Source organism: Massilibacillus massiliensis (assembly GCF_900086705.1).
In the GTDB taxonomy this organism is placed as follows: Bacteria; Bacillota; Negativicutes; order FLKF01; family FLKF01; genus Massilibacillus; species Massilibacillus massiliensis.
This window is the reverse complement of record NZ_LT575483.1, coordinates 744291-757143: the sequence shown is the minus strand read 5'-3', so window position 1 is coordinate 757143 and position 12853 is coordinate 744291. Positions and strand designations below refer to the sequence as shown.

11 protein-coding genes and 1 other annotated feature are annotated in these 12853 nt (G+C 34.9%); of the genes, 8 read left to right on the top strand and 3 right to left on the bottom strand.

Going from position 1 to position 12853, the window contains the following annotated elements:
• Nucleotides 1-83: 83 nt before the first annotated feature.
• The 3 genes from BN6559_RS03990 to BN6559_RS03980 are packed head-to-tail and all read left to right on the top strand — an operon-like array spanning nt 84 to nt 3565.
• Entirely contained in the window at nt 84-1355 is a 1272-nt protein-coding gene (locus BN6559_RS03990; protein ID WP_199883729.1) for a PucR family transcriptional regulator, read from the top strand.
• Nucleotides 1356-1374: 19 nt separating this feature from the next.
• Nucleotides 1375-2835, top strand: a complete 1461-nt coding sequence (locus tag BN6559_RS03985) for a sensor histidine kinase (protein WP_110953534.1) — start codon at nt 1375-1377, stop codon at nt 2833-2835.
• A 34-nt stretch (nt 2836-2869) separates the two neighbouring features.
• Nucleotides 2870-3565, top strand: coding sequence for a response regulator transcription factor (locus BN6559_RS03980; RefSeq protein ID WP_110953533.1), 696 nt, complete (start codon nt 2870-2872; stop codon nt 3563-3565).
• Nucleotides 3566-3722: 157 nt separating this feature from the next.
• Here the strand turns inward: BN6559_RS03980 and BN6559_RS03975 are convergent, their stop codons facing one another.
• On the bottom strand, nt 3723-4646 hold the full coding sequence (locus tag BN6559_RS03975; protein WP_110953532.1) for a response regulator: 924 nt from the start codon (nt 4644-4646) through the stop codon (nt 3723-3725).
• Between the two features lie 6 nt (nt 4647-4652).
• Nucleotides 4653-5942 (bottom strand): ATP-binding protein, encoded by a 1290-nt coding sequence (locus tag BN6559_RS03970; RefSeq protein ID WP_110953531.1) that lies wholly within the window; start codon nt 5940-5942, stop codon nt 4653-4655.
• A 277-nt stretch (nt 5943-6219) separates the two neighbouring features.
• On the opposite strand from BN6559_RS03970, the gene BN6559_RS03965 reads away from it, so the two are divergent.
• Both BN6559_RS03965 and BN6559_RS03960 read left to right on the top strand, forming a co-directional pair.
• On the top strand, nt 6220-7623 hold the full coding sequence (locus BN6559_RS03965; RefSeq protein ID WP_110956264.1) for a DASS family sodium-coupled anion symporter: 1404 nt from the start codon (nt 6220-6222) through the stop codon (nt 7621-7623).
• 185 nt (nt 7624-7808) lie between these two features.
• Nucleotides 7809-8843 carry a type II asparaginase gene (locus BN6559_RS03960; protein WP_456060950.1) on the top strand — a complete coding sequence of 345 codons (1035 nt, stop codon included), beginning with the start codon at nt 7809-7811 and terminating at the stop codon, nt 8841-8843.
• 88 nt (nt 8844-8931) lie between these two features.
• Here BN6559_RS03960 and BN6559_RS03955 read toward each other — a convergent pair whose 3' ends face one another.
• Entirely contained in the window at nt 8932-9375 is a 444-nt protein-coding gene (locus BN6559_RS03955) for a hypothetical protein (RefSeq protein ID WP_110953530.1), read from the bottom strand.
• Nucleotides 9376-9657: 282 nt separating this feature from the next.
• Nucleotides 9658-9883, top strand: a binding site (T-box leader).
• A gap of 67 nt (nt 9884-9950) precedes the next feature.
• On the opposite strand from BN6559_RS03955, the gene ilvN reads away from it, so the two are divergent.
• From ilvN to leuC, 3 genes are all read left to right on the top strand, one after another.
• The gene (gene ilvN / locus BN6559_RS03950) at nt 9951-10493 is read left to right on the top strand and encodes an acetolactate synthase small subunit (protein WP_110953529.1); all 543 of its coding nucleotides are present in this window, start codon (nt 9951-9953) and stop codon (nt 10491-10493) included.
• On the top strand, nt 10462-11472 hold the full coding sequence (gene ilvC / locus BN6559_RS03945) for a ketol-acid reductoisomerase (protein WP_110953528.1): 1011 nt from the start codon (nt 10462-10464) through the stop codon (nt 11470-11472). Before ilvN ends, ilvC begins: the two co-directional genes overlap by 32 nt.
• A gap of 121 nt (nt 11473-11593) precedes the next feature.
• Nucleotides 11594-12853: a 3-isopropylmalate dehydratase large subunit gene (gene leuC, locus BN6559_RS03940; RefSeq protein WP_110953527.1), complete on the top strand. Its 1260-nt coding sequence runs from the start codon at nt 11594-11596 to the stop codon at nt 12851-12853.

Sequence of the window (12853 nt, the reverse complement as noted above, 5' to 3'; positions counted from 1 at the left end):
AATTCATGTTTCATTTATTGATAATATGTTTATGAATATGTGTTATTATATTATAAAAATTTTTTATGAGTGGTGTTATCAAAATGTCTGATGCTGATGCTAGTGTGAATTTATTAGAAAATCTTATTGAAAAAGGCTTAGATTACGTTGGTACGTACATTGGTAGAAAGATTAAAAAAACAATTATCATTGCAGATCATCAGGGATATGCACATTATCCAGAAAAATCTATGAGTGTAATTGAGGAAATAGAAGCATTGCTAAGTGATCTTTCTAAGCTTAGAGAAAGGCAATATTATTATGAAAAAAATGAGAATATTTTGATTTATTCAATAGGAGTGGAAGAGACAAGAGCATTTGTCATAATTAAAAATGTTGTACAAGAAAATATCGTATCCATTATTATGAATCTTAGTGAGGTTCATTTAGCAATTAAACATTATATGAAAACTGAATCAAAGTTAAAAAACAATATCATACAGTATCAAAAAGAATTTTTAAAAGCAGTCTGTATCAAGAAAAATGCACATGTTGAAGAAATTGCTGAACGAGCTGGAATCGAGTTGGATAGTAACAATCGATATGCAATTTTAATGATTAAAATTGACACAGTAGAGCGAGCTTTCGATGCATATAAACTGAAATCAAATTTGTTCCAATATGCTAATAAAAATAATATGGAATATGCAGTTCCAATTTATTGGAAGGGCTATTACGTAATGATCTTGTCCGCTATTTTTGAAGATGAAGTATTAGAATTAGATAGAGATTGGTTAAACATAAAAAAATATAAGAACTGGAAAAAAGCTTTTGAAGAAGAGTATCATTTAAATGTTGCAATTGGTATTGGTGGGGTATATAAACTAAATGAACTCTATAAGAGTTATAATGAAGCAAGAATTGCGATGGTATTTAATTTGATAAAAGGAGAGCGGAGCTTTGTACAAGCTTTTATGAATTTAGGGATATTTACGCATATTTTTTTGCAGGATATGGAACAGATTAAGAGCTTTTGTATGAACGCAATTGGAAAATTGTTAGAACATGATCATGATTTTGATACAGAATTGTTAATAACACTTAGAGTGCTGCTAGATTGCAATTTCAATTGGAAATTATCCGCAGAGCAATTATTTGTTCATGTCAATACACTGCGGTATCGTTATAGTAAAATTGAACAATTGTTAGATAAGGATCTGTCATTATCCGATATAAGGGTTAACTTGTTTATTGCAATTAGAGTTGGTGATATACTAAATGAGCTAGGTTTTTTAAAACCTGTTTATTTAGGAAATATTGTTGAAAATTATAAAGCAAATTGCAATAATAGAAAACAAAGTAAAGCATTGTGGTAAGTGGTGAAAGGGTATCTTTATGTTGATTCGTCATCGGTTGATTTTATCAAATTTGATTATGTTTATTATTCCTTTTGTTGTTATTTTATTTGTCGCTGGTGGTGCGAATCTACTTTATAATGAATCGAATCGTAATGCATTTAATAATCCAGATGAAGACAAAAAAATGGTTCACCAAGTAGAATTTGATTTAAAAGAATATTCACAAGCTATGTTAAAAGCAGAAGATACAGGAGAATTTTGTAGTTTACAAAATGAATTGCAAGATAAAGTTTTGGCAAAGGGCTATCATATGCTGTTGATGTGTGATGGTGAATATATCTTGTCCAATTTAACAAGTGATGATTGGTATGCCTTAGGTGATGAAAAAGCACCCGTTGTGTTTGCCGATAATTCAGTGGTTCTGATATTACGGGCAAATAACATTGTAAAATGTATGTTTCAAAAAGATAAAAAGCAATTTCATTTGATTGCGGTGCAATCACGCGATGTAAGCAGTATTGAAAAAAAGTTAAGTTATTTTTTTCGTAGTTATATGAGTTTGGTTATTTTAGTAGGTTTGCTCATTATTTGGTTTGTGAATGTGATGTTATCTTCTAGTTTAGCGAAAAGAATCAACGAACCTTTGGAGCAATTGAGGCGTGGATCAAGAGCAATTAAGCGAGGTAACCTTGAATTTGATATGAAATGTGCTGGTGATGATGAGTTTAGCCAAGTTTGTAATGATTTTAATGATATGAGAATGCGTCTAAAATATTCAAAAGAAGTAGAAGAAAAATATGAAAATGATCGTAATATTTTGATTGCAGGGATTTCACATGACATTAGAACACCGCTTACGATTATTAAAGGCTATGTTGAAGGTTTGCGTGATGGTGTCGCCGATACGCAGGAAAAAAGAGCGCAATACATAGATATCATATATAATAGGGCTTGTGATATGGATCGTCTGGTAGATAAATTATTTTTATTTTCTAAATTAAATATGGGTAATTTTCCATTCGAATTTAAAACACTTGATTTTGCTGTATACATAACAGAATTTTATAATAAAGTAAAAAATGAATTTGCGGATAAAGGTGTTACGATCAATTATGAGCAGTATAGTAATGCTGAGATGGAAGCTAAGATAGACAGTGAAGAATTTAACCGAGTGTTAATGAATATTTTAGATAATTGTTATAAGTATAAGGTGCGGGATAAAGTCGAAGCAAACATAGTTTTATTTGTAGAAGAGCAGCAAATCGTACTAAAGATCTCTGATAATGGTAGTGGTGTCAGTGCATCAGAGTTGGATCAAATCTTTACAAGCTTTTATCGAGGCGATCCTTCAAGATGTAATTCTTGTGATGGGAGCGGATTAGGACTGGCAATTTCGCAACAAATTATTCGTGCCCACGGTGGAAGTATCTATGCAACCAATGATCCTGGTTTAAATATATTTATTAAAATACCCTTGGATAGAACGAAAGAACAGTGAGTATTTTTAAGTTTAAAAGAAATGGTGTGTCAAAATGGAACGTATTCTTATTATTGAAGATAATTGTAATATTGCAGAACTGGAAAGAGACTATTTAAAATTAAATAATTTTGATGTTGTGATTGCCAATGATGGGGAAAGTGGTCTTGATCGAGCAATTAATGAGAATTTTGATTTAATCATTTTAGATTTGATGTTACCAAAAAAAACTGGTTTTGAAGTATGTGAAGAGATACGTAAAGTGAAAGAAATTCCTATTTTAATGGTTACGGCTAAAAAAGAAGATATAGATAAAATTCGTGGTTTAGGCACAGGTGCAGATGATTATATTGTAAAGCCGTTTAGTCCAAATGAATTAGTGGCAAGGGTAAAAGCGCATTTAAATAGATATAAAAGATTGACCAAAATTAAGAATAGCACAGGAATAAAAGATAAAATTATAATTGGTGCGCTTCGTATATTTCCGGAAGACTTAAGAGTGTATATTGGAAAGAAAGAAATAAAATTACCCAATAAAGAATTTGAATTATTATATTATTTGGCTTCAAATCCAAATAAAGTTTTTTCAAAAGAGTTTTTATTTGATGAGCTTTGGGGGATGGAAGCGATCGGAGATGTATCTACCGTTACGGTACATATCAAAAGATTACGAGAAAAAATAGAAAAAGATACAAGCAATCCAGAATATATTGAAACGGTATGGGGATCTGGTTATCGATTGAAAAAATAATAGCTAATCATTGAAAAATGGCCTAACATTTTGTTAGGCCTTAGACTGTAGCAAAATAACATATTTATGTTGATAATTTAGAAAATAACCAAATCCGTACGACTTATAAACTAGTACGAAGATAGTTTGTCTACACAAAAAAAGACCTGACATTTTGTCAGGCCTTTTTTGCTTCGATGAAGAGAACTTTAATGAATTTTTTTATATTGATATGTGCTTGTGACATGATTGGTTTTTGTTCATTTTCTAGAAGCAGCATAACCTTTCTTACCTCAGCAAAGTCAAAAAATTTAGCAGCGTAGTCTTCGAATTTTGGATTGGCATAATCAACGACTCCCATTGAAGCAAGATTGAGTAGGGCTTGAAATACAGTTCTTCGCAGCCGTTGTTCAATGGCTTTGCATTCTTTTTGAATATTCAAAGCGTTATCATCTCCAACTCTTGGAACAGCAATACTTTGAAATATCGATTTTAATGATGGAAAGTCATGACTGTCTTTGTGCTCCAGTTCATGTTTTTCTAAAAATTGCATAATGTTTAATAAATCTTTAGAGCCTTTTTCGCCTGCGATTCCCATTTCACTTAGTAAAATTTCAGTCGTTGAAGTCAATTTGTTTTGTGCGGTCATTTCCCCGGAAATAGGAGGATTTTTTTGCTTTTCAGGGCGTAAAGCAATATTTAAGCTGCTTTCAATATTGTTTATTAATTTGCGTAACTTCATATGTTCGGTTACATTTTTTATTACACTGACGACTTCATTCCGGTTGATTGGTTTTGTTATATAATTATCGACGCCTAAAGCGTAGGCTTTACCGATTAGTTCTTTATTTTCAACCTGAGACAGCATAATGATTTTTCCGTTAAAGCAATTTTTGATTGCCTTTACTGTTTGAATGCCGTCACGAATTGGCATGAGCATATCAATAATTAAAATGTCAATATTCTTTACGTCGAGTAATTGATTATCAATTGTGGAGCCATTTTCGGCTTCACCCACTACTTTCCCTAAATCATAATCTTCGATAATTTCTGTAAGCATAGAACGAATTACTTCATCATCATCAATTAGAAAAAAACGCATAATTTTTCATCCTTCCAAATTTTTGAGTGGGAGTGTTAAATAAAAAATAGTTGTATTTGGAGTTTCAATATCTAAGTGGATGGTGCCTTCCAATTCATTGGTTAAATGTTTTACATAAGGTAAACCTACGCCTGTAGATGGTCGGCCTTGGCTGTCAAATTTCGTTGTATAACCAGGCTTAAATAGTAATTTAACTTTGTTTTGGGGAATGCCAATCCCATTATCTGAAACTTGAATTTCGAGCAACGTGTTTATTTTAGAAAATTTAATTTCAATCTTGCCAACAGATTCTATTGCTTCAACAGCATTCGCAACGAGATTATTTACTAAGGACAGTATAGTATATACATGCAACTTATGAATAAAAGGATCAACCGCTAATGAAAAATTAATTTCTTTCTTTAATGATCGTGCATATTTTTTGTTTGTTTGTACGATGATATCGCCGAGTTCGGCAACGGTCATATAATCGTCTAATCTTCGATTTGTTGTTAATTGTGTCAAACCAGCATAGATGCGTTGATTATCTTTTTTTATTTCATGAACTTGTCCTGCGATACTGAGGAGTTCCAGAGAAAATTGATCTCTATCAATTATATAGTCCTTATTTTTTAGTTTTTCATAGAGTTGATAACAGTTTCTAGTAACAGTTTCTGCATTTTTTTGCGATTTATTTAACTGAATAACTTCCTCATATAAGCTTGAAATTAATAGAAGCATACGTTTATTTTGCTTATGTTCCTGAATTGCTTTTGTTTCGGATTGATGTAATTGTAGTAGAAAAAAGAAACTAAGAATAAAAAAGCAACGAATAATTGCAATCATGATTATTTTTGTAATGACATCTAAAGTAATTGCCCAATCCATTGCTGAAAAAATATTTGTTAATGAAAGTTCAACAATACTAGCTGCAAATTCTGCAAGAATTGACCAGCCGGCAATCTGTATCGATTTACTATATAACGTATCGCCTTTAGGAAGATGAAAAAAAGTCGCATAGGTTAGATAGTAAAAAAAAGTTGGACCGCGAAGTAAAATACTGGAAGAAAAAGATGCATCATAAGCAAATAAATCTAAAAGTATACGAAACCCGGTTACAGATAATCCGACACAAAAGCCAGAAAATATAAATGAAGTATTGCGAATCCAAAGCAAAAATAAAAGAAAAATAGGAGAGCCAAAACTAACTCGAAATGAACTTAGCTCACCGCTGAAAGGATGTATTTTTGGCTCACCGGCGAGTGGTACCAATATGAGCATTAAGATAAAAATATAAATATTTTGATTTGTTTTCATAAAGCTCCTTACCATGATATATAAGACTTATGACACAACTCTGTATAATGTATACAATAATTAATTTAGATTATATCATGAATTTGGAATATTTCCACATTTATTTTTATCCATATATAAATATTTTATATTGTATATAGAAAAGTAATACTAAAATAAAAAAAAAAAATAGTCAGAATATTATTTTTTAGGATTTTGTCGGATTATGTAGTTAGATTAGTACACTTAATTTGTAAATCATATAGAAATTATTTTTATATTTTAGGAGGAATATATGGTGAATGGCAAATTAGGAAAAGGGTTATTATGTGTACTAATCGGTATGATCATTTGGTTTTGTCCAATACCGGAAGGTGTGAAGCCAGAAGCTTGGCATTTGTTGGCAATATTCGTAGCGACGATTGCAGCTTTTATTTTACAACCTTTGTCGATTGGTGCAGTATCATTGATTTCATGTACAATGCTTGTATTTTTAAATGTATTAAAACCAAGTGAGGCATTGGCTGGTTTTAGTAACGGTACGATTTGGTTGATCGTTTCGGCATTTATGTTCGCGGAAGGTTTTATTAAAACTGGACTTGGAAAACGGATTGCTTTTGCTTTATTAAGTAAATTCGGTGGCAGCACATTAAGTGTCGCTTACGTACTTTCTGCAACAGATTTTATCGTTGCGCCTTTTACGCCATCCAATACAGCGCGTGGCGGCGGCATCGTTTATCCAATTGTTAGAAGCATTTGCTCTGCAATCGGTTCTGAACCTGGTTCAGCAAGAGAACGTACGGGTGCTTTTCTAATCTTTAGCTCTTACTGTGCAGTTATTACATCTGCTTGTATATTCTTAACAGGTGCGTCGAATAACGCGGTTGTTGTTACTTTAACTAAAGATATGTTTGGTTTAGAACTTACTTGGATGTCTTGGTTTATGGCTTGTATCGTTCCTGGAATTATTCTTTCAATCGCAACGCCTTGGTTGCTTTACAAATTGATCAATCCAGAGTTAAAAGAAACGCCAGAAACAAAAGAAATGGCAAATCGTGAATTAGCTGCAATGGGACCAATGAGTTTAGCAGAAAAAATCTTAAGTGTTATTTTCCTTGTTGCTTTAATTTTATGGGCAACAGGCAGTATTCATAAAATTGACTCGGCCTTTGTAGCATTGCTTGGTCTTTCTGCAATGCTCGTTACAAGAATTCTCGATTGGGAAGATGTTTTAAATCAAAAAGGTGCTTGGGATGTATTAGTATGGATGGGTGTTTTGGTCAATATGGCAGCATTTTTATCCAAACTTGAGTTGATGAGCTGGTTTGCGAAGCTGATTGGTGCGCAAATGGCTGGTTCTTCATGGTTGGTAATGCTCATTGTACTGTCTGTAGTGTATACTTATGTGCATTATGGATTGGCTAGTAATACAGCACATATTATGGCATTGTTCGCTGCTTTTGCATCAATTTTGGTTGCAGCAGGTGCACCTGCTTTAGGCGTGGCAATTCTTTATGGTACACTTGCTAACAGTTGTTCTATGTTGACACATTATGGCTGTGGTGTAACTCCAATCTTCTTTGGGGCAAATTATATGGCGCAAGGTGAATGGTGGAAAATTGGATTTATTGTTACAACGCTTCATCTAATTGTGTGGATGGTCGTTGGTCTTCCTTGGATGAGTGCACTTGGTTTCTTCTAAATTTGTAAATTTTCTAGTTGCATATGCGGGCAGTAATCTGATGCAGAAGATTGCTGCCTATAGAATCAAATGGTATTTAATAAAAATAACAAAGTTGTTTTATTGTAAATACAGTTATGAATGTATTGAGGAGGCGGGATATTTTGTTTAAAAGACAGATGATGATTGTTTTTACAGTTCTTTGTATGGTTTTACTTGGTGCACAAAGTGTGTTTGCGGCGGAAAAAAATAATTTACCGAACATCAAAATATTGGCTACTGGTGGGACGATTGCAGGGAGTGCAAGCTCTAACACACAAATGACTGGGTACAAAGCTGGTGCAATTGGAATTCAAACGTTAATTGATGCTGTGCCTCAGATGAAAGAGTATGCAAATGTTTCAGGGGAACAAGTTTGTAAGCTTGATAGTAAAGACATGTCAAATGATGTTTGGCTAACATTGAGCAAAAGAGTTAATGAAGTATTAGCTGATCGTGATGTTGATGGTATTGTTATTACACATGGTACAGACACTTTAGAAGAAACTGCATATTTTCTTAATTTAGTTGTAAAGAGTGATAAACCTGTTGTTCTTGTTGGTGCTATGCGCCCAGCGACAGCAATCAGTGCAGATGGTCCTTTGAATTTATTGAATGCTGTACGTGTAGCTAGCAGTAAAGAAGCAGTGGGTAAAGGTGTCCTAGTTACGATGAATGACGAAATCAATGGTGCGCGTGAGGTTACGAAAACAAATACGAACAATGTCGCTACATTTAAAGCGCCGGAACTTGGTTTCTTAGGCTATGTAAATGATGGAAAGCCTTATTTTTATCGTGAAAGTACACGGAAACATACTGCAAAAAGTGAATTTGATGTTACCAAGCTAAATGCATTGCCTTATGTAAAAGTAATTTATGGTCATGCGGATGATGATGGAATATTTGTTGATGCTGCAGTTGCTGCCGGAGCTAAAGGTATTATTTACGCAGGTACTGGGAATGGAAGCATACATAAAAATGCAGAAACAGCCTTAGCAAAAGCTGCGCAAAAAGGTGTTGTAATAGTGCGCAGTTCCCGTGTTGGTAATGGGACTGTGATTGATGCGGAACAATCTTATATTGATGCGCATTTTTTAAATGGTGATTCGTTAAATCCACAAAAAGCTAGAATTCTATTATCACTTGCGTTAACAAAAACAAATGATTTAAAAGAAATTCAAAGAATTTTCAACGAATACTAATAAATTTTTGATTTTGAAGCAAAATAAAATAGACAGATAAAAGAGGTAGCCAATTGGCTACCTCTTTTACAATCAAATATGATTTTTTTTAAGGTTTTTGATTTGCATCATAAGCTGCAGTCATGCTGTTAGGTTTTTTAGAAAAACTTTTGCTGCTAGTTTTATTCGATTTAGAATAATCTCCATTTGCATCTTGAAGAGCTGTCATAGAACCATACTGGTTCATACTATCCTGCGTCGAGCTCGTCGAGCTGCTCGATTGGGAATAGTCTCCGTTTGCATCTTGAAGAGCTGTCATAGAACCATATTGGTTCATGCTAGACTGTGTTGAGCTCGTTGCGCTGCTCGATTTAGAATAGTCTCCGTTTGCATCCTGAAGAGCTGTCATAGAACCGTATTGGTTCATACTGGACTGTGTTGAATTTGTTGAACTGCTTGATGTTGAAGCATAATCATTATTCGCATCTGCAGAAGCTGTTAATGAACCATATTTTCTTTTACTTTCTGCTGTTTTACTGTTTGTTGTTTTCATGAAGAAGCCTCCCTTTAATAATCTTTTTATTTGGGAACAGTAGTAGTATCTGATTTTTTTTCGACAAGAATACCTATTTTTTTATGGTAGGATTAGTTTTTCAAAGTTAAAAATAGAAAATAATAGTAATTTTATTTATTTTCAACTTGTATTTATCAATTTTCCATTCAAAATGAATACGGATTACAAAAAACAGTTGACAAAGTTAAAAAAAATTGCAATAATGTATACATATTTACAAGGTTACATATTGTGAATGTATACAGTATGTAGCGGAATATAAAAAAGGTTATGACTAGGTAAAGAGCTTTACATTTCCACTTCAGAGAGCCGATGGTTGCTGCAAATCGGTGTGGGGCTAATGCTTGACTTCGCCTACGAGCTTTTGTGTCGAGATGCATTGCATTTTAGGCATGAACGTCACGCTCAGCGTTAATGAGAAGCCTGTTTTAGGCGTATGAAGTATAATGTAGGGTGGTACCGCGGTAGTGATTGATCCGCCCCTACTGGCGAATTGAGTCAGTAGGGGCGGTTTTTATTTTATTCATTTATAGCAAGTAAGGAGATAAAAACCAATGAGACATGTTTTATCCGTTTTAGTGCAAAATCAACCTGGCGTATTGGTTCGGGTTGCCAGCATGTTTTCTCGCCGAGAGTTTAATATTGATAGTTTATCTGTTGGTGTTACAGAGTCACCGGAATATTCTCGAATGACGGTTGTTGTGCATGGCGATGAGGCGATTATTTCTCAGATGATAAAACAATTGGAAAAATTATTAGAAGTTGTTGCTGTGCAGCTATTAGATGCTGTTTCAGCTGTAAATAGAGGAATGACCTTGATTAAAGTAAAAGCAGAGGATGCCAATCGTTTAGAAATTTTAAAAGTTGCTGAAATTTTTAGAGCGAAGGTCATTGATGTGCAAGCGACGACTTTGATATTAGAGATTACCGGCGATGATGAAAAGGTAGATGCATTTACGCGTCTTTTATCACCGTATGGCATTCTTGAAACTATCCGTACAGGTTTAATTGGCTTGGAACGGGGAGATCATACAATTTATAAACAATGCGAGGAGAGAGAGTATTATGGCGAAAATTTATTATCAAGAAGATTGTAATTTATCCTTATTAGATGGAAAGACGATTGCGGTTATTGGCTACGGCAGTCAAGGGCATGCGCATGCACTCAATGCAAAAGAATCAGGTTGTAAGGTGATTGTTGGATTGTATGAAGGCAGCAAGTCTTGGGCAAAAGCAGAGGCGCAAGGGTTTGAAGTGTATACGGCAGCAGAGGCTACAAAACGTGCTGATATCATTATGATTCTTATTAATGATGAAAAGCAGGGCAATTTGTATAAAGAATCCATTGCACCGAATTTAAAATCTGGCAGCATGTTAATGTTTGCGCATGGTTTTGCAATTCATTTCGGACAAATCGTTCCACCAAAAGATGTCGATGTAACGATGATTGCACCGAAGGGGCCAGGTCATACAGTAAGAAGTGAATATCAGGAAGGAAAAGGCGTTCCATCTTTGGTTGCTGTTGAGCAAGATGCGACTGGCAATGCACTGGAACTTGCGCTTGCTTATTCTTTAGCAATTGGCGGTGCTAGAGCAGGTGTACTGGAAACTACATTTAAAACAGAAACAGAAACTGATTTATTTGGTGAGCAGGCAGTCCTCTGTGGTGGTGTTTGTGCACTTATGCAGGCTGGATTTGAAACTTTAGTTGAAGCTGGGTATGATCCAAGAAATGCATACTTTGAATGTATTCATGAAATGAAATTAATTGTAGATTTAATTTATCAAAGTGGTTTTGAAGGCATGCGATATTCTATCTCCAATACAGCTGAATATGGTGATTACATCACTGGTCCTAAGATTATAACAGAAGAAACAAAAAAAGCGATGAAAAAAGTTTTAACTGACATTCAAGATGGTACTTTTGCGAAAAACTGGATGCTTGAAAATCAAGTAGGTGCACCGCAATTTAATGCGATGAGAAAGAAAGCAATTACGCATCCTTCTGAAGAAATCGGGAAAGAACTTCGTAAATTGTATAGCTGGAGTGACGAAGATAAGCTGATTCATAACTAAGCATTTTTGCTATAGATGTGTTAGGAAAATGGGGGTGTTGCTGGGCAGCATCCTCATTTTTTTAAGAATAAAGTGTATTTAAAAGTTAGTGTATAGATGCAAAAATTGGGGAGGCTTTTGTATGGGAATGAATATGACTGAAAAAATCTTGGCGAAACATGCAGGCTTAGATTCTGTTGTGCCGGGACAATTGATTAATTGCAAATTAGATATGGTGCTTGCCAATGACATTACAGCTCCACCGGCAATTAAAGAATTTGAAAAAATCGGCAAGCCTGTCTTTGATCGCAGCAAAATTGCTTTGGTGCCGGATCATTTTACACCAAATAAAGATATAAAAACTGCTGCGATGACAAAAGCAGTGCGCGATTTTGCAAAACAATATGATATCGTAAATTATTTTGAAGTTGGACGCATGGGGATTGAACACGTAATTTTGCCGGAAAAGGGGCTGGTCGCACCTGGTTTGTTAACAATTGGTGCGGATTCACATACGTGTACGTATGGAGCACTTGGTGGATTTGCGACTGGTGTAGGGACAACTGATCTTGGGGTGGCCTTGGCAACCGGGGAATGCTGGTTTAAAGTGCCTGAAACGATAAAAGTAACGTTAACGGGTAAACTGCCTAAAGGCATCAATGGGAAAGATGTTATTTTAACTTTAATCGGTATGATTGGTGTGGATGGTGCAAGATATCAGGCTTTAGAATTTGCTGGTGAAGGCGTTGCATCTTTGACGATGACAGATCGTTTTACGATTGCCAATATGGCGATTGAAGCTGGTGGTAAAAATGGTATTTTTCCTGTAGATGAAAAAACAATCGAATATATCAAAGACCGTGTAACAACGGCGTATGAAATTGTGACACCGGACACAGATGCAAAGTACACAAGAGAAGTTGTTATCCATCTTTCAGATTTGAAACCGGTTGTTGCTTTTCCGCACCTGCCGGGAAATGTGAAACGTGTTTGTGATATTGAAGAAATAAAAATTGATCAAGTCGTTATTGGTTCTTGTACGAATGGTCGTTTAGAAGATTTAAAACATGCCGCGGAAATTTTAGCTGGTCATCAGGTGCATAAAGATGTGCGTTGCATTATTGTTCCGGGCAGTCAACAAGTATATTTGGATGCAATGAAAGCCGGATATATTGAAACACTGATCCATGCCGGAGCTGCGGTAAGTACACCTACTTGCGGGCCTTGCATGGGTGGGCATATGGGAATTTTGACGGCAGGCGAACGTTGTGTTTCCACGACGAACCGTAATTTTAGAGGCCGTATGGGGCATGTGGATAGTGAAGTCTATTTGGCTGGGCCTCATGTTGCGGCAGCAAGTGCGATTATGGGGAAAATTGCAGTTCCAGAGGAGGTAAAGTGA